The 24255-nt window shown below is 58.9% G+C and carries 24 protein-coding genes; 15 read left to right on the top strand and 9 right to left on the bottom strand.

Going from position 1 to position 24255, the window contains the following annotated elements; all coding sequences use genetic code 11:
• Positions 1-49 precede the first annotated feature (49 nt).
• Both AR456_RS14510 and AR456_RS14515 read right to left on the bottom strand, forming a co-directional pair.
• On the bottom strand, positions 50-1519 hold the full coding sequence (locus tag AR456_RS14510; protein ID WP_021818637.1) for a sensor histidine kinase: 1470 nt from the start codon (positions 1517-1519) through the stop codon (positions 50-52).
• Positions 1520-1530: 11 nt separating this feature from the next.
• Entirely contained in the window at positions 1531-2226 is a 696-nt protein-coding gene (locus AR456_RS14515; protein ID WP_021818636.1) for a response regulator transcription factor, read from the bottom strand.
• A gap of 314 nt (positions 2227-2540) precedes the next feature.
• Here AR456_RS14515 and AR456_RS14520 point away from each other — a divergent pair, with 314 nt between their 5' ends.
• From AR456_RS14520 to AR456_RS14530, 3 genes are all read left to right on the top strand, one after another.
• Positions 2541-2885, top strand: a complete 345-nt coding sequence (locus tag AR456_RS14520) for a hypothetical protein (RefSeq protein ID WP_021818635.1) — start codon at positions 2541-2543, stop codon at positions 2883-2885.
• Positions 2886-3017: 132 nt separating this feature from the next.
• Positions 3018-3899: a cytochrome b/b6 domain-containing protein gene (locus AR456_RS14525; protein ID WP_021818634.1), complete on the top strand. Its 882-nt coding sequence runs from the start codon at positions 3018-3020 to the stop codon at positions 3897-3899.
• Complete coding sequence (locus tag AR456_RS14530) at positions 3892-4680, top strand: molybdopterin-binding protein (protein WP_021818633.1); 789 nt, start codon at positions 3892-3894, stop codon at positions 4678-4680. The genes AR456_RS14525 and AR456_RS14530 overlap by 8 nt, the downstream gene beginning before the upstream one ends.
• 106 nt (positions 4681-4786) lie before the next feature.
• Here AR456_RS14530 and AR456_RS14535 read toward each other — a convergent pair whose 3' ends face one another.
• From AR456_RS14535 to AR456_RS14545, 3 genes are all read right to left on the bottom strand, one after another.
• Entirely contained in the window at positions 4787-5188 is a 402-nt protein-coding gene (locus AR456_RS14535; protein ID WP_236995512.1) for a type II toxin-antitoxin system VapC family toxin, read from the bottom strand.
• An 8-nt stretch (positions 5189-5196) separates the two neighbouring features.
• Positions 5197-5427 carry a type II toxin-antitoxin system VapB family antitoxin gene (gene vapB, locus AR456_RS14540; RefSeq protein WP_031207572.1) on the bottom strand — a complete coding sequence of 77 codons (231 nt, stop codon included), beginning with the start codon at positions 5425-5427 and terminating at the stop codon, positions 5197-5199.
• Positions 5428-5684: 257 nt separating this feature from the next.
• The gene (locus tag AR456_RS14545; protein ID WP_021818630.1) at positions 5685-6041 is read right to left on the bottom strand and encodes a nucleotide pyrophosphohydrolase; all 357 of its coding nucleotides are present in this window, start codon (positions 6039-6041) and stop codon (positions 5685-5687) included.
• Between the two features lie 225 nt (positions 6042-6266).
• On the opposite strand from AR456_RS14545, the gene AR456_RS14550 reads away from it, so the two are divergent.
• From AR456_RS14550 to AR456_RS14575, 6 genes are all read left to right on the top strand, one after another.
• Positions 6267-6872, top strand: coding sequence for a sigma-70 family RNA polymerase sigma factor (locus tag AR456_RS14550; protein WP_021818629.1), 606 nt, complete (start codon positions 6267-6269; stop codon positions 6870-6872).
• Entirely contained in the window at positions 6869-7618 is a 750-nt protein-coding gene (locus AR456_RS14555) for an anti-sigma factor (RefSeq protein WP_021818628.1), read from the top strand. The genes AR456_RS14550 and AR456_RS14555 overlap by 4 nt, the downstream gene beginning before the upstream one ends.
• A 122-nt stretch (positions 7619-7740) precedes the next feature.
• Positions 7741-8172, top strand: a complete 432-nt coding sequence (locus tag AR456_RS14560; RefSeq protein WP_021818627.1) for a DUF7282 domain-containing protein — start codon at positions 7741-7743, stop codon at positions 8170-8172.
• Positions 8173-8874: 702 nt separating this feature from the next.
• Positions 8875-10302, top strand: coding sequence for a hypothetical protein (locus AR456_RS14565; protein WP_021818625.1), 1428 nt, complete (start codon positions 8875-8877; stop codon positions 10300-10302).
• Positions 10303-10391: 89 nt separating this feature from the next.
• Positions 10392-10901 carry a hypothetical protein gene (locus AR456_RS14570; protein ID WP_021818624.1) on the top strand — a complete coding sequence of 170 codons (510 nt, stop codon included), beginning with the start codon at positions 10392-10394 and terminating at the stop codon, positions 10899-10901.
• A 13-nt stretch (positions 10902-10914) separates the two neighbouring features.
• The gene (locus AR456_RS14575) at positions 10915-12897 is read left to right on the top strand and encodes a GMC family oxidoreductase (protein WP_021818623.1); all 1983 of its coding nucleotides are present in this window, start codon (positions 10915-10917) and stop codon (positions 12895-12897) included.
• Between the two features lie 224 nt (positions 12898-13121).
• Here the strand turns inward: AR456_RS14575 and AR456_RS14580 are convergent, their stop codons facing one another.
• From AR456_RS14580 to AR456_RS14590, 3 genes are all read right to left on the bottom strand, one after another.
• Positions 13122-13544 (bottom strand): type II toxin-antitoxin system VapC family toxin, encoded by a 423-nt coding sequence (locus AR456_RS14580; protein WP_021818622.1) that lies wholly within the window; start codon positions 13542-13544, stop codon positions 13122-13124.
• The gene (locus AR456_RS21830) at positions 13541-13783 is read right to left on the bottom strand and encodes a FitA-like ribbon-helix-helix domain-containing protein (protein ID WP_021818621.1); all 243 of its coding nucleotides are present in this window, start codon (positions 13781-13783) and stop codon (positions 13541-13543) included. The genes AR456_RS14580 and AR456_RS21830 overlap by 4 nt, the downstream gene beginning before the upstream one ends.
• A gap of 122 nt (positions 13784-13905) precedes the next feature.
• Positions 13906-14979 (bottom strand): substrate-binding domain-containing protein, encoded by a 1074-nt coding sequence (locus AR456_RS14590; RefSeq protein WP_021818620.1) that lies wholly within the window; start codon positions 14977-14979, stop codon positions 13906-13908.
• Between the two features lie 146 nt (positions 14980-15125).
• Between AR456_RS14590 and AR456_RS14595 the strand changes: the two genes are divergently transcribed.
• From AR456_RS14595 to AR456_RS14620, 6 genes are all read left to right on the top strand, one after another.
• Positions 15126-15620, top strand: a complete 495-nt coding sequence (locus AR456_RS14595; protein ID WP_021818619.1) for a formate dehydrogenase subunit gamma — start codon at positions 15126-15128, stop codon at positions 15618-15620.
• Positions 15617-17173 carry a formate dehydrogenase beta subunit gene (locus AR456_RS14600; protein WP_021818618.1) on the top strand — a complete coding sequence of 519 codons (1557 nt, stop codon included), beginning with the start codon at positions 15617-15619 and terminating at the stop codon, positions 17171-17173. The genes AR456_RS14595 and AR456_RS14600 overlap by 4 nt, the downstream gene beginning before the upstream one ends.
• Entirely contained in the window at positions 17170-20052 is a 2883-nt protein-coding gene (gene fdhF, locus AR456_RS14605; protein WP_021818617.1) for a formate dehydrogenase subunit alpha, read from the top strand. The genes AR456_RS14600 and fdhF overlap by 4 nt, the downstream gene beginning before the upstream one ends.
• A gap of 85 nt (positions 20053-20137) precedes the next feature.
• Entirely contained in the window at positions 20138-20380 is a 243-nt protein-coding gene (locus tag AR456_RS14610; RefSeq protein ID WP_021818616.1) for a formate dehydrogenase subunit delta, read from the top strand.
• A gap of 189 nt (positions 20381-20569) precedes the next feature.
• Positions 20570-21391, top strand: a complete 822-nt coding sequence (locus tag AR456_RS14615) for a type IV toxin-antitoxin system AbiEi family antitoxin (protein ID WP_031207568.1) — start codon at positions 20570-20572, stop codon at positions 21389-21391.
• Positions 21381-22295 carry a nucleotidyl transferase AbiEii/AbiGii toxin family protein gene (locus tag AR456_RS14620; RefSeq protein ID WP_021818614.1) on the top strand — a complete coding sequence of 305 codons (915 nt, stop codon included), beginning with the start codon at positions 21381-21383 and terminating at the stop codon, positions 22293-22295. The genes AR456_RS14615 and AR456_RS14620 overlap by 11 nt, the downstream gene beginning before the upstream one ends.
• Before the next feature lie 260 nt (positions 22296-22555).
• Here AR456_RS14620 and AR456_RS14625 read toward each other — a convergent pair whose 3' ends face one another.
• Positions 22556-24202 carry a BCCT family transporter gene (locus AR456_RS14625; protein WP_021818612.1) on the bottom strand — a complete coding sequence of 549 codons (1647 nt, stop codon included), beginning with the start codon at positions 24200-24202 and terminating at the stop codon, positions 22556-22558.
• Positions 24203-24255 lie beyond the last annotated feature (53 nt).

The following is a 24255-nucleotide window of genomic DNA, read 5'->3' on the forward strand; positions in this document are numbered from 1 at the left end:
GCATCCGTGAACCCCGGGCAATCAGAACTTCACGCCGGGATAGCTTCAGCTATTGCAGGTCAGGCTGAGTTTTCAGCAGGAATCTCGCACAGGTACCTTGTCCCGGCCGGCTAGCCAACTCGAGACGCGACTGATGTCGAGCCAATATCTCGGTCACGATCGACAACCCAAGCCCGGAACCTTCACCACGTGAACGGCTGCCCTCGGTCCGGTAGAAACGTTGTACCACCAGAGTCACTTCCTCAGCTGAAAGCCCGACGCCGGTATCAACAACACTCACCTCTACCCCGGCTCCCTTGCCATGCAACTCGATCGTCACCGAACCGCCCTCACCAGTAGCGGACAGGGCGTTATCGACCAGGTTGGTAATGGCGCGATCGATCAGCTCCAGATCCGCCGTAACCTGCTGCAGTCCGATGCTGCTGTCGACGCTCAGCGCCACACCCGAGGCATCGGCATGAGGCTGAAACTTGCCGACGATATCGTAGGCAAGCTCGGTCAGGGAAAAGTCTTCAACCGCCAGCGGACGATCCGAGACATCGACGCGAGACAGCTGTGACAACTGGTTGGCCAGACGTGCCAGTCGATCGACATTGGACAGGATCGACTCCACCATCTTCCTGGATCGCGCATCGGTCAGGTCCGGCGCCTGGCGGAGCTGCTGGGCATAGCCCTGTACCGAGGTCAGCGGTGTGCGAAAATCATGCGAGAGATTGGCGATCAGCTCCCGCCGCTGGCTATCGTTGACCCGCAGCGCCTCGAGTTGGGCCTCGATGGTCGCCGCCATATCATTGAAGGCGCGCCCGGCCTGACCGATTTCATCATCGATCCTGGTGGGAATGCGCTTGCTGTAATCCCCCTGAGCAAAGCGCTGCACGGCATGCGTCAGTTGCGAGAAGCGCCGCGTCATCAAGGCAAACAGCAGCAGCCCCGCCCCAGCAGAAAGCACCAATGCGCCGACTCCGGCGAACAGCAACGAGCGCATGATGCTACTGGTCTGCCACATACCCACCATCGATAGCTGAGCATTGGCCTCCAGCGACACCAGCAGGTAGCCCGGCTGCTGATCCGCCCCGAAAGTGACGTTTGCAGCAGAGAAGACATTCTCGCCACCTGCGCACGGCATAGACGCATACACTGGCAGCATCGGCATATCCGACAGGATCTGACGAATCGGCTCGGTCCTGATGATCGTCCCTTCCCCACAACCACCGGTCGAATATGCCGCCATCACCTTCCCATCGTGATCCACGCTGTAGAGAGTGACCGTGGGATTGATATTCAGAATGCGCTCCGCAGCCGCCTGTGCCTGAGGACTATTGGCACCGTGACTCAACGGCTCCTGCATGACGGTGGCAAGCTGATGTGCCAGGTCGAGCTGGCTACGCTGCAGCCACTCACGGCCCAACTGGTCGAACTGCGTCACTGCCATCCATGCGGCAGACAACGACATGATCACCAGACTGGTCAGATAGATCAGTGCAATCCGGGCATACAGGCTGCGAAATACGCGCGGCATCGAGAGCCTCCTCATGGCGCCTCGGCTTCGTCGGTAAAGCGGTAACCAACGCCCCAGACGGTGAGAATATAGCGAGGGTGCTTCGGGTCTGACTCGATCTTGCCGCGCAGCCGATTGATATGGGTGTTGACGGTATGATCGAAGCCATCAAACTCCGCCCCCCAGACCGCATCCAGCAGATCCCCTCGCGAGAAGCCACGGCCGGGGTGGCGAGCAAAATGGACAAGCAACGCGAATTCACGTGCCGTCAGTGACAACAATTGCCCCTTGAGCATCGCGCGGTGATTGGCAATATCGATCTCCAGGTCCCCCACATGTACGGGAGCCTCATCCCGCTCTGGCCCCTGCTTGGCATGACGTCGCAACAGCGCCTGAACCCGCGCCAGTAGAATATCGGCATCGAAGGGCTTGGTGATGTAGTCATCCGCGCCCAGCTCGAAACCTTCCACCACATCGCGCGTGGCAGCCCGAGCGGTCAACATGATCAGAGGCACAAGGCTGTCCCTGGCGCGGATCTGCCGGCATATCTCGAGCCCGTCAATATCGGGCAGCGTCAGATCCAATATAATGAGAGAGGCGTCCTGCCAACGCTCGAGCGCAGTTTCGCCATCGCCGACCCAATCGACGCAGTGGCCAGCGCTGCCCAGAATTTCGGTCAGTAAGTGACCGATATCCTCCGCGTCCTCAACGCACAGTATTGAACTCATATCCTGTTGGTCCTTGAGTGGCTGATCCCTGGCCCCGTGACTCTCTGTTTCTGTTCAACCTCGGGCTGTGTTCAACCTCGAGCTGTGTTCAACCCCGGGCTGTGCTCAACCCCGGGCTGTGTTCAACCCTTGAAGCATGAGGGCTTCAGTGTGCCCTGGGCTGCACTGCGCTGCATTACATGCTGAAACATGTCACAACGTTATTATTTCGTGATGATTCGGAGCACCTCTCTACCTAATGTTCAACAGAGCTGTTACCGCAACACGAATCAGCGGCCGGCTGAAACTTCATTTCAGGCTATTGGAGCAGAACCATGACCAAGATGACATCAACCCTGCTGAAAGCACTGACCACTTCTCTTCTCGCGGGTGGCCTGGTGGCCGCTACTGCCACTATCGCTCAAGCTGACGACAAGATGGCCGAAGACGCCATGAGTGGCGACGAAATGCATCAGGACGCCATGGGCGGTGATATGGATCATGGCGACATGATGGAAGGTGACTCCATGGGTGAAGACATGGACCACGACAGCATGATGGAAGGCGACTCCATGGGTGAAGACATGGATCATGACAGCATGATGGAAGACGACTCCATGGGCGAAGACATGGATCATGACAGCATGATGGAGGACGACTCCATGGAAGGCGCATCCTGAGGTCAGAACGTAGAGTCAATGAGCAAGGCTCTGGACAAGGGCGTTAATGACGCCCTTGCCCTGGTAACGTTGAGGGCGCGGTCATGACCGGGCCGCGCTTATCCGCGAAGACAGATCAGAGAGGCCAGCATCATGACTTCCTCCGCCAACACCTCCACCGAGAACGAGCCCACACCAGGCTCACCATCACCGGAGGGCGGAAACACCAGACTGATCAAGCGCCACAGCTCCGGGACGCGTGCCTGGCACTGGATCAATCTTGCCGCGCTGATCATCCTGCTGATGAGTGGTCTGCAGATATTCAATGCGCACCCCACGCTCTACTGGGGCGATCAATCGCTATCAGAGAATACGGTACTCGCCATCGGCGCTCGGCGAACGGCAGAGGGCGAAGCTCAGGGGTATCTGCAGATTTCTGATTACCGCTTCGATACCACCGGTGTTCTGGGCTGGTCGAGACAGGGGGATGACTATCGGCAGCGAGGATTCCCGGCCTGGGCCACCTTGCCCAGTAGCCAATGGCTGGCGATGGGCCGCAACTGGCACTTTTTTGCCGCGTGGATATTTGGAACCTCGCTGGTCGTCTACCTGCTCTACAGTCTGGTCCGACGCAACAGAAGGCGGCAGATATTTCCCCGCAGCCACCAGTGGCGTCAGATCAAGCAGACGTTTATCGATCACGCGCGTTTCCGCTTCCATCACGTGTCCGACTACAACGTGATCCAGAAGCTCACCTATATCGGCGTACTATTCGGGCTATTACCGATGCTGGTACTCAGCGGCCTGGCCATGTCTCCGACCATGGATGCCGCCTGGCCCTGGCTGCCCGAAATGTTCGGCGGTCGACAAAGTGCACGCACCATTCACTTCATCGGCGCCGTCGCCATTGTGCTGTTCGTGGTGATCCATGTCGGACTGGTTGTGGCTACGGGATTGTTCAACAACCTGCGCTCGATGGTGACAGGAACCTACCGCATCAACGTATCGGATGAGGCCAACCAACGCGATGAATGATGATACTTCACGCCCCGTGAATCGTGGCCGCCGCAAGCTGCTGGCCGGGCTGGGAGCCCTGGGCGCGGGAACCCTGCTGTCGGGTTGTGATGACAGTTTCTCCCGCAATCAAACTGTCCGCGATGCGCTCGGTTCGGTAGAGAAGCTGACCCGCAACGCGCAGCGATTGGTCGCCTCTCATCAATCGTTGGCCCAGGAGTTCGACCGTAGCGAGATCGCCCCGGTGTTTCGCGCCAACGGCACCACCAATCCCCAGGAACCCGAATACCTACGCATGGTGGAAAACGGCTTCGCCGACTGGCAGCTACGCGTGGATGGTCTCGTCAACCGTCCCTTGAACCTGTCCCTCGCCCAACTGCGAGAACTACCATCACGCACACAGATTACCCGCCACGACTGTGTGGAAGGCTGGAGCTGCATCGGCGAATGGAGCGGCGTAGTACTAGGCGACCTGCTCGATCAGGCGGAACCTCACGACAACGCCCGCTTCGTGGTCTTCCATTGTGCTGACCACACATACGGCCGCTCAGACCTCTACTACGAGAGCCTCGATATGATCGAGAGCTACCACCCGCAGACCATCCTTGCCTACGACCTCAATGGCGAAGCGCTACCGGTGGCCAACGGCGCACCGATTCGTCTGCGTGCCGAACGCCAGCTAGGCTACAAACACGCCAAGTACGTCATGCGCGTCGAAGTGGTCGACAGCTTCCGCAATATCCAAGGCGGCAAGGGCGGCTACTGGGAGGATCGTGGCTATGAATGGTGGGCCGGGATCTAACGATCAGCTACACAAAGGCCGGAGAGACCGCCGATCTCCCCGGCCTTTGCATGTCTGCTCTCGAGGAACGTCTTGCTCCGCTAACGTCCTGGATCGTGCTTTTCCATCAAGAGCACCAGTCTTCGTATACAAGGCTCGGAACGCGACCAAATTCACGCACGTTATTGGTTACCAGCGTACAACCAGCAGAGATTGCATGACCCGCTATCGCCGTATCATTGGGCCCAATGGGAGTGCCAGCAATACGTAGCTCGCGCATGACCTCTACCGTCGCGTCCACCGCCCTCTGGTCCCATGCCAGCACAGCATCAAGTCGTCTCACAAACTCGTCCACTAGTACCTTGTGCTTGGTAGAGGCCTTTTTGCCTATCTGGCCGTAACGCATCTCGGCATAAGTAATGGCCGAGACAACAATCCGGCTGCCCTGCTCAGCCTCATCAGCCAACCGCTGAATCACCGCAATAGGATGCTCCCGCATGATGAAGGAACAAATACAGGTATCGAGCATATAGCAGGTCATGGATTGAACCTGCCTTCATCACTGACAACAACAGGTCGCTCTTCCAGGAAGTCAGCATCAGCTTTCGAGAACTCAGGAAGAGATAGCCAGGAAGGCCGGGCAGGCCGAAGAGTGATGACATCGCCTTCTCGCGAAATTTCCAGCTCCCCAACGCCTTCATAGGCCATATCTGCTGGCAGACGGACAGCCTGGTTCTTGCCATTCTTGAAAATGGATACAGTACGCATCTGTCGCACCTCGTGCATATGCTTATCATATGCAAAGTATCAAGCATAATGGATATATGCAAGGCATATGCCTTGTGTCTCGTATCGTTCGTCATCGAAGCAGTACGCTGCCATCCAGCGCAGTATGAAGGGCCAGCAAGCCCCACCACACAGATACACAAAGGCCGGGGGGATCGTTGTCCCCCCGGCCTATGCATGTCTTTTCACTCGAGCACTCGAGTAACGCCTCGCCCAGCTAGTGACTCCCGATAGATCGGTCACTCCTGATAATGGGTGTACTTGCGCGAGCTGCCCCGGACCTGATCAGCGGGATACCTGGCGGCATTCTTCTGCATCTTGTCCCAGCAAGCCTGTTCGATATCCACGTTCAGCTTGCCCGCCAGCCGAATCAGATAGAGCTGCACATCGGCAATCTCGTCACGCACCGCCGCCAACTGCTCCTCATCCAACTGCTGCGACTGGGCTTCGGTCAGCCACTGGAAGCACTCCTGCAACTCCGCCGCCTCCACGGTCAGCGCCATAGCCAGATTCTTGGGCGCGTGGAACTGGTCCCAGTCCCGCTCGGCGGCAAATTGGTTCATGGCGGTATGCAACTGCGCAAAAGGATTGGACATCGGGGAATACCTGGCTGGTGATAACGGATGCCGTGTCAGAGTAACGCAAAACCGGTACACCCTGCCTGACCGAATATCCTTAACGGATTCAATGATTCATTGTGGATACCCGGTCTATAATCCCAAGCAGCCCCGGACAAGCTAGCTCAAGACGCGGCACACGACGATACCATGGTCGGGACGGCTGTTCGCTCAGCGCCAGAACACAACATTAGAGAGCCCTGAATGTCAGACCCATCCAGTTCTTCTTCTCCGCCTGTCCGACCAGCCTCTGCTCCATCGGCATCCGCTGCTGCCGAGCGCCTCACCAGCCTGCTGCAACAGGTTGCGCTCAAGGATCGCGATGCCTTCTCACAGCTCTATCAGGCAACCTCAGCGAAACTCTATGGCACGGTGTTACGTATCCTGGGTAATACCAGTTGGGCGGACGATGTCGTGCAGGAGGCTTACGTCAATATCTGGCAGAAGGCGTCACAGTTCGATGCCGGTAAGTCCTCACCGATCACCTGGATGGTGTCCATTGCCCGCAATGGCGCCATCGATGAGCTACGCCGACAACCAACGGCTCGCAGGGATCATGACGAGGCATTGGAAGAAATTGCCTCCAGCGCCCCCACTGCCGGAGACCAACTGAGCCAGGAGCAGAACGCCCAGCAGCTCTACGAATGCCTCGACGAGTTGGAAGACAATCGCCGTGACATGGTGCGACTTGCCTATCTGCATGGATGGTCTCGAGCCGACCTGGCCAGCCGCTTTGACCAGCCGGTGAATACCATCAAGACCTGGCTCCACCGCGCGCTCAAGCAACTCAAGGGGTGCCTGGCATCATGAATGATCGTGACGATATCGACATGCTGGCCGCAGAGTACGTGCTGGGTACGCTGGACGCTCAAGAACGAGACACCGTGGCACACCGCCGCCAGCAAGAGCCCGAACTGGATGCCATGATAGTGGCCTGGCAGGAGCGCCTGGCGGCGCTCGGCGATGAGGTACGCGAGATCGAGCCCGGCCCGTCACTGCTGGCGAGGATCGAGCAGCGTATTGAAGCCCTGGAAGCGACTCCCAGCAAGCAAGACTCCACTGCGAGCGACGCAGTCGATTCGCGAATCGAAGCACTGCGCAAGCGACTCAGACTCTGGCAATGGAGCACCGGATTAGCATCCGCTGCCGCCCTCGCGCTGATTGCCATACTGCTGTCTCCGCTCACCCAGACACCAGAGCCTCGACCCTTCATTGCCGTATTCCAGCAGGACGATCAACAGCCCGCCTTCATGATGTCTTTGGACCTCGATAGCCAGCAGCTACACGTCAAGGCTGTGACCGCCGAACCAATGTCCGGCAAGTCCTACCAACTATGGATCAAGGAAGACTCTCTCGGCCCGAAACCGCACTCGGTTGGCGTACTGGATGACAACCTGACCCTCGAGACCGCTGCGCTCAGCCAATATGACCCGGCATTGCTCAAGGCCGCGACCTTCGGCATCAGTATCGAGCCTGCAGGAGGTTCACCTACTGGCCAGCCCACCGGACCCGCAATCCACGGCCAGCTGTATGCCACCGATCAGCAGAACCTGTAGATGCATCGAAAAAAATTTGCGGTGCGCTGAAACTTTCGCGCCGCGACTCTCGTAGCTGGGACACGCCCATCAACTACCAATCCAATTCTGATGGGGCGTGTTCGAACAGCAAGGAGAGAACGATGATGAAGCAGATTTTGGCAGGTGCCGTAGTATCCGCTTCGCTGCTGGTCGCAGCTTCCGTAGCTCAGGCAGATATGTACGGCGATGCGGAAATGGGCGTATGGGCCAATGACCAGTCCGTCGCCGGCGGCACCGTGTCAGCCGAGAAAATCGTTGCTGAACACAACGGCTGGCTGGTGGTCCATCGCACCGATGAAAGCCAAAAGCCCGGAGCCGTTGTTGGCTACGCCCCACTCAAAGCCGGCGAGAACATGGACGTCACCGCCATCCTGACAGAGACCGTCAACCCCGGTGATCACCTGATGCTGATGCTGCACGGTGAAGAAGGCGGCTCACAGACCGGCGTATTCGAATACACCCTCGGTGCCACAGAAGACGGCCCGGTCAAGGTCGACGGCAACCTGGTAATGGCCGTTATTGCCGCTCAGTGATAGGTATGAATAACTAGCTGATAGGTATACATGACTAGCATTCGGGGCCTGATGGCCCCGTTTTCGTGTGCACATGCAATCAATAAACCTGGAAGCGTGGCCCGTGGTTCCGTGGTCATGGGAAAGCGTGTCCAGCAACCGCTGCCCCACCGGGCGCCCTCACCGACGTTTCCAACATCGCGCAGATGAGATAACCATTGGGCCCTGTACGAAAAATGCCCGCGTTTAATGCAGACTTTGTAGCAGATATCTCACGCTAGCAGTCACTTATCTCCTACACCTTTTCCCTGATTTCACGCCTAACCTTCAAGTGCTACGCAGTTGATCCAACCTGTAGGCAGGCTCTACGGATGGCCTCATCCCCTCCTGTCACTGCACTGGCCGACCAACGTCTGAACACAACATGAAGTGGTCGTCGTCAGGCAGTTACACCCCGGGAGCATTTCAGAACATGGATGTTACCTGGATCAGAGGCATGCAGGGACCACAGGCACTTGCTTTAACAACAGGTTATCCCACGGTCCCCTTAACGGTGCGGACATCATGACCGACTTCTGGCAGCAAGGTGCCCAGCAAATGGGCAGTCGTGTAATGGCCGCAATTTCAATGACGATTCGGATAGATACAAAAGACAAGTTCGAAATCAAAACATAACGCCGATGTCCTGACAGCTTCATCTGAATCGAGAATGGAGAAAGTCAAATGCACGGACAGTGGACCGACAATAAAGACCGTGAACCGCAGGGTACCCTTGATCAACAGGTGAGATCGCAACCACCACTGAAACACCGATACCACGCAAGACTTGCGCTGATCGGGTTGGCGGCCTGTAGCCTTTCCGCCAGCCTGCCAGCGCAGGAGGCAAGTCAAGCGGAGCACGCGGGTGCCGCCGCTGACTCCTTGCCACAACTGAGTTCGACCATTCCCCTCGAAGTCACCTCCACCGTGAACCCTCCCACGCTCGAATCCCTGCAACACGACTTCGATGTCTTCTCCTGGCAAAGCTTCATCGCACTGAACTGGCCAGCAACTGACGACGGCCAGCCGAACAACAACATGGTGATTGGCCAGGATCCTGGCGGGCCTGTTGTCTGGCAAGGCTGGCGCGAAAGCCGCTCGATCTTTCTGCCCGGTGGTGCCCAACCGCCAGCCTGGGGGGACAACAGCTCGGTACCTGAGGCATGCCAGAGTGTCGATCCTTCCAGCATTCCGCCAGGTACCATCTACCTGACCCAGGTAGGCAAAACGCCCGACGTGCTGGATGAAAGCGAGGAGCCGTTCGAGACCGGACCGTTGATCGACCAGAACGGCCAATATACCCGTTTCGAAATCCTCACCAACGAGGCCATGTTCAACTATGTGAGGGACAACCAACTCTATTCGAAAGCTGGACAGCAGACCTTCGACAAGGACAACGAGGTCGGTTTTCCGTCGAGCGCTACCGCGACGAATACAGTGGGATCCATCATGCTGAAGGCGGCCTGGATCAAGATGGGCGGCAACTACGATGAGACGAAGTACCACACGTCTTACGCGCTGGTGTACAACAATCCGGCCGAGCAGCCCGGCGTCACAGCGGACTGCAGCCTGGAAAAGGTCGGACTGGTGGGCTTTCACATTGCCCATAAAACCAAAAAGGAGCCCCAGTGGGTCTGGTCCACTTTCGAGCACGTGGCTAACGTACCCACCCAGGGAGAAGCCCCCCAGCTGAGTGCCTACAATTTTTACAACGCCAGCTGCACTGACTGCCCGGTCAACGAACCGCCGGCCCGCCCCTGGAACCCAGCAAACCCACATACCCCACCCTCGCAGATCGAGCGCGTGATTCCCATCAGCGCTGACACCAGGGCGCTCAACGACCTGTACCACCGGGCTCTGACAGCCGCAGAGCCCGACTCCGTCTGGGTGAACTACGAACTGGTGAGTACCCAGTGGCCCACCAATGCCGAAAGCAAGACTGACCCGACGGGAGTACCTGCTCCCTCCTTCCTCGCCAACACCACCCTGGAAACCTATATCCAGGGCCAAGTCAGGCAGACGTCCAGCAGTTGTATGGCGTGCCACAACAACGCCAGCGACACGACCGGCAAGCCCTCCGATTTCACCTATTTATTGCAGCGAGCCCAATAAACTCAGCGGTCCGACAAGAAGCACCAGCCCAATAAAAGAGTGCAACGAACCCAGTAAGAGGTTCACACAGACGTGAGGAGAACTATCCCATGAGCAGCAATAATGACATGGACAACTTCATTGCCCTGAGTGCCGTCCTGACCGGATTCAATGCCAACATTCTCAGGCCTTTTCTGGACCCTGTGGATATCAAGTCAGAGTATCTGCAGGTCTTCTTCACCAGAATCGCCGAGGAATCCGGAGACCCCAAGCTGGCAACAAACATCCTTGCCAAGTTCGCTCAGCTCAATGGCCAGACCAATCCAAAGCTGAACGATCAGCAGATCGGCGAAGAAATGCTCGCCCCGGCCAATGGCGCCAACTTCGTTCTCGCCTGCCGCAAGCTGATTTTCATGTGGTACTCGGGAGCCTGGCCAACCATTATCCCCGCCTCGGCAACAGCTCCGGAAACCACCGTCAGCGAGATTATCTCCGCCAAGAGCTATACCTGTGGCCTCGTCTGGCAGGTGATGCAATCGCATCCGATGGGCGATTCCAATTTCCGCTACGGCTACTGGGCCAAGGCCCCCATCCCACTCAGCGACTACACCGGCAACTGATGAGGAACGCATCATGACAACCCAGAACTATGATCTGGTGATCGTTGGCTCCGGTGTTGCCGGATCGATCGTCGCCTACCAACTGGGATCCCAGGGCAAGAAAGTACTGATACTCGAGGCAGGTCAGGAAGTGCCTGCGGATCGTAGTGACTATATGGAGACCTTCTTCAAGGCCAACGCCAAGACTCCTGAATCGCCCTATCCGCCTACGACACAAGACCCTTCGGCCTCAACGCAGGACAACCCCCTGGGCCTGCCTGACCCGGCAAAGGAAAACACGCCCCGCTACACGGTGTTGCAGATAGGCGCCTGGCGCAATCCCAGGCAATGCTATTTCGATTACACGGCGCAGGAGCCCAACCTGAGTCCCGACAGTCCCCACGCCAAGTTCGCCTTCGCCAGCTCCTACGAACGCATCGGCGGTGGCACCACCTGGCACTGGCTTGGCACCTGCCTGCGTCTTTTCCCCCACGACTTCGAATTGAAAACCCGCTACGGCCAGGGCGTGGACTGGCCTGGCGGTGCAAAGTTCTACGATGCGCTGGTGCCCTACTACGAACAGGCGACTCAACACATCGGGGTATCAGGTGACAAACAGGCGATGGACAAGATCTACAGCGAGTTCGGGGTTTCCTCCAACGGTCAATATGGGTCGGAGTACGATTACCCCATGCCCGGTATTGACCCGTCTCAGGTCGATAATAGTTTCAACGTACCGCCGGTGACGTCGCTTACGGTCGACGATATCGCTGTTTCCATCACGCCCACGCCCCAGGGACGCAATTCCCTGCCGGGCAAGCGGCGCCAGTGCGCAGGTAATACGAACTGCATCCCCATCTGTCCCATCCAGGCCAAGTACGATGCCACCGTTACACTGGCACAGGCGCTACAAACCGGGAATGTGGATATCCGCTACCGCTGTGTGGCCAGCAATATCCGCCTGGACGACACCACCCACGAGGTCAGCGGTATCGACTTCATCACCTACGACACCCAAAGCGGTATCCAGACCGGCTCGGGCACGGCAGTCGGAAAGAAGTACTACCTTGCTGCTCACGCCATCGAGACACCCAAGTTGCTGCTGATGTCCAACAAGAACAAGGGGTTCCCCAAAGGTGTGGCCAACTCCAGCGACCAGGTGGGCCGCAATCTGATGGACCACATCATGTACCTGGCCTGGGGACTGGCAAAGGACCCGGTTTTCCCCTATCGCGGTCCGCTCTCCACCTCGGGGGTCGAATCGCTGCGTGACGGAAAATTCCGCAGCACGCGTTCGGCCTACCGCATCGAAATTGGTAATGAAGGCTGGCAGTGGGCAGCGAATGACCCTTTCACTACCCTGGCAGATTTTGTCTTCGGTCAAGACGCCAGCCAGACCAACGGCAGCACAATCAACGCACAGAACCAGCCACTGAAATTCGACTCAAACCTACCGGACAATGCCCAGTTGTTCGGTGCCCAGCTCGTCAGTACCTTGAATGGGATCTACACCCGTCAGGTCCGTCTGGGTTACTTGATCGAGCAGTTACCCGACCCCGATAACCGCGTGGAGCTGTCAGAATCCCTCACCGACCACCTCGGCCTTCCGCGCCCCAAAATCACCTACCGGGTGAGGAGCGACTATGAGCGCAACGGCTTCGTATCGGCGAGGAAGGTCTCGACCGAGATATTCCAGGCGATGGGAGCCCGCGAGTACACCACGACACCACCGGCTCCGGTGTTCAGTGGTGACCCATCCAAAGAGACCGCCACCAACTTCGAATACCAGGGACACCGATTTACCTTCTACGGCGCCGGCCATATCGTCGGCACTTACCGGATGGGTGACAAGAAAGAGAATTCTGTGGTCAACGTCCGCCAGCAGTCCTGGGATCACACCAACCTCTATATGGGCGGAAGCGGATTGTTTCCCACGGTCGCCACGGGTAACCCCACCTTGACTATTGCCGCCCTGGCATTCAAGACAGCAACCCACATTCTGGAGGACTTCAGTTAACTAAAAGACTTACATCAAAGACATAGGTTAACTGGAAAACTGAGGTTAAATCGCTTCGAGACCCAGCCCTGATGCCTTGATTTACCTGGCAACAGGGCTGGGTTTACCGGCCGGTCACCTTTTACGCCTTTGGAAGCCCCCGCCCCACCTTTACTCTCCCTTCCCTCTTCAGGCCTCAATGCGTGGCTCAACCAATGCCATTCCGTACCGTCAACACACAGATATCAGCCCAATTCCCATGGATTGACCGTCTCGATGCTCAACGTCTCGAAATCCTTGATATTGCGCGTTGCCAACACCGCTCCATGCTGGATGCATATAGCCGCAATCTGAGCGTCAGCCATGTGAACCTGCCTCCCGGTGCTCTCACTAGCAGCAACTTGCTCTGCATAGTAAACCGCTGCCTCGCTACCAAACGGCAGGATGCGACCCGCAAAATCCTCCTCGAACATTGCCGCCGCCATCGCCGCAAAATCGCGTTTGCGCCTACCGCTGGTCAGGCGCTCAATGCCATAGAGAATTTCAGCGACGGTGATAGCAGAAATAGTCACGGCAAGCACATCCTGGTCATCCAGCCACTCGACAACCCGCGCGTTTGGAGCGGGCCGCATCAGTTCGGATAATACGTTGGTATCGAGAACAATCATGCGTCGAAACCAGGGTCACGGGGCTTATCAGACCTGGAGGGTACTTCCAGCTCGGCACCTCCCGCTTTGGCGAACCGCTCCCGTATACGGCTACCAAGCCCTTCTTTTTGGGGTTGGTTCAAGGCGCTACGCAGGATAGTGCGAACTTCCTCCTCCATGGAGTGGCCATGCCTGGCCGCCTCAATGCGAAGCTGAGCCTTCAACTGCTCATCCAGATTTCGAATAGTGATCGATGCCATGCCAGCCTCTCTTACATGAACAGCATTGATATCAATGCTATCACTGATATCAATGCTATTGCCAAGAGCTGTCCAACACCTACCCAGATAAAGCCTCTGCCGTTGGATACGAGTCACCTGCCTTAAAGCACTTCACTCTGCGTCAACATCGCATTGACGCTCAACAACTGACCACTCCTGCTGACGTTGTAGCCCGGCAGGGCGGCAACCGCTTCCTGGAACGCATCGCCACGCAACACTTCCAGCAGAGTGGTGAAGCGCGGGTCTGTCAGGCTGCGCTGGTGGCAGACCAGTAGATAGTTCTCGGTGGCCAGAGGCACGAAGTCGAGGCCGAAGTTGCGTGCTGCGGCTTCCACGCCGAACCCTGCATCGGCCATACCGGCTGCCACGTAGGCCGCTACCGCGGAGTGGGTAAACTCTTCCACTTCATAGCCACGTATCTGTGCGGCCGAGATATCTGCCTCCGCCAGCAGGCCGTCGAGTAGCGCCCGTGTGCCGGAGGCCGCCTGGCGATTGATGAAGCGAGTCTTCTTTCCCGCCAGTCCATCAAGCCCCTGGATTTCCTTTGGATTGCCGGGTGCCACCATCAGCCCCTGGCGACGAGCAATAAAGCCGATCATTCGGTGGCTGCGGGGTTTGAGCAAGTCACGATAGCCACGACTGACGACTTCGCCCACCGAGCCCTGGGGAAGATGAAATCCGGCCAGATCACAGGCACCACGGTTGAGCGCCGCCAGCGCCTCCCAGGGGCTGCAGTATTGAAGGTCGAGACGCAGCTCCGGGAAATGCTTGGGCAACATCTCCACGGCGAAGCCGTGGCTGGCATGCAGGCGTAGCACTGGCTGTGCGCCCTCCAACTCCTGTTGAATTGCCAGGTTGAGCTCCGAGCCCAGGCTCTCCAACTGCGGCCCGAGGCGAGCGATCACCCGCTGCTCGGCCCACAGCAGTTTTTCACCCAGCGGCGTGAGTCGCGCTCCCCTTCCCCGCGCCAGATCAACCAGTGGGGTGCCAAAGAACTCTCCCCACTTGCCGAGCAGGTTCCAGGCGTGCCGATAGGAGACGCCCACTTCCCTGGCAGCCAAGGTCAGCTTGCCCCAGCGATGCACCGCCTCAAGCAGTGGAAACAGGATGGGATCCAGCTGTTTACCCGTCTCGTCGCTGAAGTACCAAGCGGGGGTGATGGTGATTCGCTTCATAGGAACAAACTTTCATATTTTGTGTTTTCAGGTCCGATGCTAGCTTTGTATTAACCGTGGCGCACGCGATTTTCTATATATGAAATTCCGTGCCTATATAAGTACATAAGTACATAAGTACAAACAGCAAGAGCCGGGAGAGCATAATGAGTGATTCTCGACGGTGGACGCCGCAATCGCTCCAGGTGGAGATCGACGCCCTGAAACACAAGCCTGGAGCGTTGCTGCCTATCCTCCATGCCATTCAGGATCGCTTCGGCTTCATCCCGGAGGCTGCGGTGGCACAGATTGCCGAGTCGCTAGGCCAGACCCGTGCCGAAGTGCATGGGGTCATCAGTTTCTATCACCACTTTCGTACCACGCCGCCTGGGCGGCATGTCGTGCAGATCTGCCGCGCCGAGGCCTGCCAGTCGGTGGGAGCCAGAGCGCTGGAGGCCCATGCCAAAGAGTGCCTGGGTATCGACTACCACCAGACTACGACGGATCGCGAGATCACCCTGGAGGCCGTTTATTGTCTAGGCAACTGCGCCTGCGGCCCCTCGCTGCGCATTGATGACGAGGTACGCGGCCGGGTCACACCCGACACCTTCAACGCTATCATCGATGAACTGCGCACCCAGACGCTGGAGGTGGTCGGATGAGCGTTCGTGTCTACGTACCTCGCGATACCACCGCCCTCTCCCTCGGAGCCAATGCCGTTGCCGACCGGCTGCACAGGGAAGCCGCCAAACGCGGCCTCGAACTGACGCTGGTGCGCAATGGCTCGCGAGGCATGGCCTGGCTGGAGCCACTGGTCGAGGTCGACACCCCGGCTGGTCGAGTGGCTTACGGCCCAGTGTCACCCAGCGATGTGCCTGCGCTGCTCGACGCCGGCCTGCTTGAAGGCAGCGACACTCATCCGCTGGCTCAGGGGCCGACCGAAGCAATCCCCTATCTGGAACGCCAGCAGCGGTTGACCTTCGCTCGCATCGGCGTCACCGACCCGCTATCGATTGCCGACTATCAGGCGCATGACGGTTTCCGTGGCCTGGAGGCAGCACTCACCTATGACGCCCAGCACATCGTCGAGGAGATCAAGGCCTCAGGCCTGCGTGGCCGTGGCGGCGCAGCGTTCCCCACCGGCATCAAGTGGCAGACAGTGCTCGACACCCCGGCGGACCAGAAATACATCGTCTGCAACGCCGACGAGGGCGACTCCGGCACCTTCGCCGACCGGCTGGTGATGGAGTGCGATCCCTACCTGCTGATCGAAGGCATGACCATCGCCGGACTCGCCGTGGGCGCTACTCAGGGCTTCATCTACCTGCGCTCCGAGTACCCGTTGGCCAAGGAGATTCTCGATGCGGCCATCGCCAACGCCGAGGCCGCTGGTTATCTGGGCGACGACCTTCGCGGCAGTGGCCGTACCTTCCATCTGGAAGTACGTCTAGGCGCCGGTGCCTATATCTGCGGCGAGGAGACGTCGCTGTTGGAGAGCCTCGAGGGCAAGCGCGGCCTGGTGCGTTTCAAGCCGCCGCTTCCGGCCATCGAGGGGCTGTTCGGTCTGCCCACCGTGGTCAACAACGTGCTGTCGCTGGCTGCCGTGCCATTCATCCTCTCCGAGGGTGCCGAGGCCTACGCCAATCACGGCATGGGGCGCTCCCGCGGCACCCTGGCGCTGCAACTGGCCGGCAACGTCAAGCGCGGCGGCCTGGTGGAACTGGCCTTCGGTACTACCCTGCGCACGCTGATGGAAGACTTCGGCGACGGCACCGCCACTGGCCGCCCGTTGCGCGCCGTCCAGGTCGGCGGCCCGCTGGGTGCCTATCTGCCCGAGAGCCAGTGGGATCTACCCCTGGACTACGAGGCCTTCGCCGCCGAGAGCGCGGTACTCGGCCATGGCGGAGTGGTGATGTTCGATGACAGCGTCGACATGGCCGAGCAGGCGCGTTTCTCGATGGAGTTCTGCAAGGTGGAATCCTGCGGCAAGTGCACCCCCTGCCGGATCGGCTCGACCCGAGGCGTGGAGGTCATCGACCGCATTCGTGATGGCCGTGATCGCGAGGCCAATCTCGCGCTACTCGGCGATCTCTGCGAGACCATGATCGACGGCTCGCTATGCGCCATGGGCGGCATGACGCCCTTCCCGGTGCAGAGCGCCGTAACCCACTTCCCCGACGACTTCCGACGCACGGCGGAAGGAGAACAACCATGATCGAACATTTCGACCCACAACAACATGGCCGGGACCTCGGCACGCCTCCTCCTGCGGTAACCGCGGGCGGTAGTCTGGTGAGTATCGAGATCGACGGCGTGGAAATCGCCGTGCCTGAAGGCACCTCGGTGCTGCGCGCCGCAGCGCTGGCCGACATCAACATTCCCAAACTGTGCGCCACCGACAGCCTCGAAGCCTTCGGCTCCTGCCGACTGTGCGCCGTCCAGGTGGAAGGCCGGCGAGGCACCCCGGCAGCCTGCACCACCCCGGTGGCGGAAGGCATGAAGGTCACCACGCAGAACGAGCGTCTGGCCAAGCTACGCCGCAACATCATGGAGCTGTACATCTCCGACCACCCGCTGGACTGCCTGACCTGTCCAGCCAATGGAGACTGCGAGCTGCAGGACATGGCCGGTGCGGTGGGTCTGCGCGAGGTTCGTTACGGCTTCGAGGGTGAGAACCACCTGGACGCTGAGCAGGATCACTCCAACCCCTACTTCAGCTTCGATCCCAGCAAGTGCATCGTCTGCTCACGCTGCGTGCGCGCCTGCGAGGAAGTCCAGGGCACCTTCGCGCTGACCATCGATGGCCGCGGGTTCGATTCCAAGGTAGCTGCCGGCCAGGACCAGCCGTTCATGGACTCCGAGTGCGTGTCCTGCGGTGCCTGCGTTCAGGCCTGTCCGACCTCGACGCTGATGGAAAAGAGCGTGATCGATGCCGGCCAGCCCGAGCACAGCGTGATTACCACCTGTGCCTACTGCGGCGTAGGTTGTTCCTTCGAGGCCCAGATGAAGGGCGACCAGGTGGTGCGCATGGTTCCGTGGAAAGGCGGCGACGCCAACCACGGCCACTCCTGCGTCAAGGGACGCTTTGCCTTCGGCTACGCCACTCATCCGGACCGCATCACCACGCCGATGATCCGCGACTCCATTGATCAACCGTGGCGCGAAGTGGGCTGGGAAGAAGCAATCTCCTTCGCCGCGTCGCGTCTCAAGGCGATCCAGGCAGAGCATGGCCGCGAAAGTATCGGCGGCATCACCTCCTCGCGTTGCACCAACGAAGAAACTTACCTGGTACAGAAGCTGATCCGCGCCGGCTTCGGCAACAACAACACCGACACCTGCGCACGGGTCTGCCACTCGCCCACCGGCTACGGACTCAAGACCACTCTCGGAGAATCCGCCGGTACCCAGACCTTCGACTCGGTGATGCAGGCCGACGCCATCATCGTGATCGGCGCCAACCCCACCGACGCCCACCCGGTGTTCGGCTCGCTGATGCGCAAGCGCCTGCGCCAGGGCGCGTCGCTGATCGTTGCCGATCCACGGCGCATCGACCTGCTGCGTACGCCCCATCTCGAAGACGCCCAGCATCTACCGCTGCGGCCGGGCACCAACGTGGCGCTGGTTAACGCCCTCGCCCATGTGGTGGTCACAGAGGGGCTCGAGGATCAGGAGTTCATTGCCAGCCGCTGCGATACCGCCGCCTATAACGCATGGCGTGACTTCATCGCCGAGGAGCGCCACTCTCCCGAGGCCAGCGAGGCAACCACCGGAGTCGCCGCCGACGCGGTGCGTCGTGCAGCACGTACCTATGCCAACGCTCGCAATGGCGCCATCTACTACGGACTGGGCGTTACCGAGCACAGCCAAGGCTCGACCATGGTGATGGGCATCGCCAACCTGGCGCTGGCCACCGGCAACATCGGCCGCGAAGGCGTGGGCGTGAACCCGCTGCGTGGTCAGAACAATGTCCAGGGCTCCTGCGACATGGGCTCCTTCCCCCACGAGCTACCGGGCTATCAGCACGTTGCCGATCCCGATGCCCGTGGCCGCTTCGAGGCCGTGTGGGGCGTGCCGCTGGACGACGAACCCGGACTGCGCATTCCCAACATGTTCGATGCTGCGATCGAGGGCAGCTTCAAGGCGCTCTACGTGCAAGGCGAGGACATCGCCCAGTCCGACCCCAATACCCAGCACGTGGAAGCGGCGCTAACCTCACTGGAGTGCCTGATCGTTCAGGACATCTTCCTCAACGAGACTGCCAAGTACGCCCATGTGCTGCTGCCGGGGTCGAGCTTCCTGGAGAAGGACGGCACCTTCACCAATGCCGAGCGCCGCATCAACCGCGTGCGCAAGGTGATGCCGCCGCTGGCCGGCAAGGCCGACTGGGAAGTGACCGTCGAGCTGTCACGAGCCATGGGTTACCCCATGGACTACAGCCATCCGTCCGAGATCATGGATGAGATCGCTCAACTGACACCGTCGTTCGCCGGCGTCAGCTACGCGCTGCTCGACGAGCGCGGCAGCCTACAGTGGCCCTGCAACGCCGAGCACCCCATCGGCACACCGACCATGCACGAGATTGACTTCCCGATCGGCCTCGGTCGCTTCGCGATTACCGAGTACGTGGCCAGCGAAGAGCGCTCCAACCGCCGCTTCCCGCTGCTGCTGACCACCGGTCGGATTCTGTCTCAGTACAACGTCGGCGCTCAGACCCGCCGCACCGACAACCAGATGTGGCACGACGAGGACGTGCTCGAACTGCACCCCTCAGACGCCGAAGTCCGCGGCATCAGCGATGGCGACTGGCTAGGCATCACCAGCCGCGCCGGGCAAACGGTGCTGCGCGCCCGCATCAGCGAGCGTATGCAACCCGGTGTGGTCTATACCACCTTCCACCACCCAGGCAGCGGTGCCAACGTGATCACCACCGACAGCTCCGACTGGGCCACCAACTGCCCTGAGTACAAGGTCACGGCAGTACAAGTGGAAAAGGTCAGCAAGCCTTCCGCGTGGCAACAGCGCTTCGACGAGACCGACCGCAAGCAGCGCGAATACTTGCACACCGCAAAAGGAACGCTGGAAAAGAGTGCCTAGTGGAAGGCAGCCCCAGCGTATGGCCTATCGTCCCGCCGCCCAACGGCGGGACGATAGGTAAAGCATCATGAGTGAGGATTCGAGGATGGCATTACAACAGGACGAGCACCTGGTGCGCATGGTCAACCAGATCGCTGCCAACCTCGGCGGAGGCCGAGATGAAGTCCAGGCGGTGGAGAGTATCCGCAACCACGTGGAGAAATTCTGGGCCCGGTCAATGAAGCAGCGCTTGATCGCCAGCCTGGCAAAGGACGACAACGAATTGGCCCCGCTGGCCAGGCTCGCCACGCAGCAACTGGCAGAACGCCAGGCGCAGAAAGAACGCTGAAGTCATGGAACAACGGGCCTGCACTACCGCCCACTCTGGCAGCCTGGCCCTGACACACACGACCTGCTTTGCTGGCTGATTCTTCAGTCCTTTGGCTTTCATCGTTTTTGTGCCCTAAAAGTACACAAAAACTCTATTTGCTAAAGAGTTCTGAGGCACTTTCTTTGAAATAATGCTATTCTGTGCCTTATGAGTGCACATAAAGAAGGCAAGCTAAAGAGCATCCTCGAAGCCATCCCTCCCGGCTTCATGGTCGATTCCAGCTGGCTGGAACGCCATGAAGTCAGTCGCTTCCTCGCGCGAAAATATGTGGATCGCGGCTGGCTGGAGCGCGTAACCCGCGGTGTTTTCCTGCGACCGACCCCAAGCACTGGAAAACACGATACTGTCGACTGGAAGACCTGCCTACTCTCGATACAGCACATCATGAACTACGGTGTCCATGTCGGAGGCATGACAGCGCTTGCACTGCAAGGTTACAGCCATTACCTACCGCTGGGCGGGAACGCTCCGGTTTGGGTCTATGGTGAAGACATACCGAGCTGGCTGACCAAGCTACCGCTAAACGCACCGCTGGAAACGCGCAGCACGTCCCTCTTCTCCGATCCAGCGCCAGGACTCGCCAAGGTCGACTCTGACACCACAGGCATCCTGCCCTGGGACTGGCAACCAAGGATGTCATCGCCCGAACGGGCGATCCTGGAAGTCATGGATGAATTGCCTGGCCATGAAAGCTTCCACAATCTTGATATGGTGTTTGAAAGCCTAACGACTCTGCGTCCACGCACTCTGTCAGCGTTGTTGCACAGTTGCAGGAAGATCAAGGTGACTCGGCTTTTCTTCGTCTTTGCCGACCGCCACAACCATCCGTGGCGCAAACGCCTCGACCCGCGGGAATTCAACCTCGGAAGCGGTGACCGGGCCTTGGTCAAAGGCGGCAGGATACATCCGCGCTACCGCATCATGGTGCCAGAAGAATTTGCGGTAACGGAGGCAGCCGATGGCGCGTGAAGATTACGAAGCACGGGTTGCCATGCTGGTGCGCATCCTCCCCCATATCGCTAAAGAAACCATCTTCGCCCTGAAAGGCGGCACAGCCATCAACCTGTTCTACCGCGACCTGCCGCGCCTATCGGTCGATATCGATCTGACCTATCTACCGGTCACAGATCGTGCCGAAAGCCTTGCCGAGATTAACGAAGCGATGGATCGCATTGCTACTGCCATTGAACACGGCATCAGGGGCGCACATGCACAACGCATAAAAGGGGGAGGTGGCGGCGCCACCCGCGTGCTGGCACGGCAAAACGGAGCGGAGATCAAGATCGAAACCTCACCAGTCACACGCGGTGTTGTTCACGCCCCTGAAACCCGTTCGGTTTCGGAAGCTGTCGAGAATGAATTCGGCTACGCAGAAATTCAGGTCGTTTCCTTTGAGGACTTGTTTGGAGGCAAACTGCATGCCGCTGTTGACCGCCAGCATCCTCGCGACCTCTACGATGTGAAACTGCTCTACGAATATGAAGGCCTGACCGACGATCTTTTCCGTACTTTCCTGATCTATATCGCCAGTTCATCGCGCCCCGCGCATGAACTGCTGAACCCAAATTTGATCGATATTGACCAACCCTATACGCAAGAGTTCGAGGGCATGACGAAGATCCCGGTCAGCCTCGATGAGCTTCTGGAAATTCGTGAACAGTTGATTGCGGATATCCGATCCCGTCTCGATGACGACACCAAACACTTCCTGCTGAGCCTGCATGACGGTAACCCGAACTTTGATGCGATTGACCGCCCTCAGGCTGCCAACCTTCCCGCGGTACGCTGGAAGCTGGTCAACCTGAACAAGCTGATCAGACAGAATTCGGAAAAACACATAGCCCAGCGTAAAGAACTGGAAGCGCTGTTCTGAGCCCCTCAGCCCCAGACTCATATGCCAGCCTGGAAAAGGATGCCAACGAATTGGAGCCACTGGCCAGGCTCGCCACGCAGCAACTGGCAGAGCGCCAGGCGCAGAAAGAACATTGATGATCCGATGGACCAGCAGGCTTCGACCGTGCGGTGTGAGACGGACATTGCTGTGAGTGTTCATCCGGACCTCCTGGAGAGGTTGATTCGCATCTCCAGTATTCCGGGTAGGTTCCGGATGAACAGTCTACCGAGAGATCACCGCTAGACCCCGCGCCGTAGCTCGCCATTCAGCGCTTTGATGATGCAAAAGCACATCAGTAGCATCAAGATGGAGAACGGGATCGCAGTTGCCGTCACCCCCGCCTGAAGCGCCGACAGACCACCGCCGAGAAGCAGCACGATAGCGATCAGGCCTTCAACTGTCGCCCAGAACATCCGCTGGGGCCGGGGAGCATCGATCTTGCCGCCGGCGGTGATGGTGTCGATCACCAGGGAGCCCGAATCCGACGAGGTAACGAAGAAGATCAGCGCCAGCACGATGGCGATGGTCGACATCAGGCCTGTCATCGGCAACTCGTTGAGCATGCCGAACAGCGATAGCTCAGGGCTGTAGTTATCGATCACGTACTCCTTGACCAGACTGGCTGCCGGATTGGCATACAACTGGTCCAGTGCGGTGGAGCCGACGACGCCCATCCAGATAAAGATGAACAGGCTGGGAATGATCAACACACAGGTCACAAACTCGCGGATGGTGCGGCCGCGCGAGACCCGCGCGATAAACATGCCGACGAAGGGTGCCCAACTGACCCACCAGGCCCAGTAGAAGATCGTCCACGCCTGGCGATAGGCATCATCATCGCGGCCGAAGGGCGCGGACAGTGGGATGAAATCCGTCACGTAGGTCTTGAGCCCCGTCCAGAAGCCACTGATGGCCACCAGGGTCGGGCCAGCGAACAGTATAAAGAAGAAGAACAGCACCGCCATTATCATGTTGAGCTCGGAGAGCTTCTTCACGCCGCCATCGAGACCACGCCAGACGGATACCAGCGCCACTGCCGTCACCAGGAGAATGATGATGACCTGTGTGGCGGCGCTCACTTCCAGGCCGAAGACGAAGTTCATCCCTGCATTGGCCTGCTGAGCACCGAGGCCCAGAGAGGTGGCCAGACCGAACAGCGTGGAGAACACCGCCAGGATATCGATGGCATGGCCCCACCAGCCCCACACGCGATCGCCAAGGATCGGAAAGAACGCCGAGCGAATAGAGAATGGTAACCCCTTGTTATAAGTGAAGATGGCCAGCGCCAGCGCCATCACCACATAGACGGCCCAGCCGTGGATGCCCCAATGTAGATAGGTGCCAGCCAAGCCCAGGGCCGTCGCTTCGGGAATAGCTTCAGGATTCAGCGTCCCGTCGGCTCCGAAGGGAGAGGGAACACCGAGCGGCAGTGAGACATTGGCATGATAGACCGGCTCAAGCACACCGAAGAACAGCAGCCCGATACCGATGCCGGCGGCAAACAGCATCGAGAACCAGGACAGGTAGGAATAGTCTGGCCGTGCATCGGGACCGCCCAATCGGATCTTCCCATAGGGCAGCACGACGAGCGCGATACAGAACAGGATGAAGAAATCCACCACGATCATGAAATACCAGTCCAGCCTGCCAGTCGAGAAGGAGACGATGGACTGGAAGATGCTCCCGGCTTGCTCCGGAAACAGCAGGGTGAGCACGATGAAGACGATCGCCGCTAGCGCGGATACCACAAAGACCCGGTTATGAATATCGAAGCCGAAGGGACCCAACTGCCCCTCGATATTGTCCTGGCCGACGACGTAGTCCGTCTCCATATCGCTGCTTGCGGCGTGCGACGATGAGTTGTTCGGATCACTCGGATCACTCATGAAGTACGTTCTCTGTTGATGGGAGGTAAAGGATCATCAGTCTACGATGTTCC

This window comes from Halomonas huangheensis (assembly GCF_001431725.1).
Classification (GTDB): domain Bacteria; phylum Pseudomonadota; class Gammaproteobacteria; order Pseudomonadales; family Halomonadaceae; genus Halomonas; species Halomonas huangheensis.